This is a genomic window from Brevibacillus sp. HB1.4B, assembly GCF_013284285.1.
Lineage (GTDB): Bacteria > Bacillota > Bacilli > Brevibacillales > Brevibacillaceae > Brevibacillus > Brevibacillus porteri.
Map to the genome: position 1 here is coordinate 1 of NZ_JABSUT010000039.1, position 254 is coordinate 254.

At 42.9% G+C, this 254-nt stretch carries 1 tRNA gene; it reads right to left on the minus strand.

Annotated elements, in window-relative coordinates:
- Positions 1–115: 115 nt before the first annotated feature.
- Positions 116–191: transfer RNA gene (locus tag HP398_RS30645), tRNA-Ala, on the minus strand.
- Positions 192–254 lie beyond the last annotated feature (63 nt).

Below are 254 nucleotides of genomic sequence, written 5' to 3' on the forward strand. Positions count from 1 at the left end.
GTGAGACGAACTTAGCAGGCCATCCTTGCATTTCCGTAATTACTAAAAGTACTTACAGTTAATATCTTAGCAATTTCATGCAATATCCAGTTTTCAAGGAGCATATTTATTCTTTTGGTGGAGCTGAACGGGATCGAACCGATGACCTCCTGCTTGCAAGGCAGGCGCTCTCCCAACTGAGCTACAGCCCCATCACTATATAAGCGAGGGTTATACTCCCTCAAAACCGGAAAGAAAATAATCTGTGATTGGTA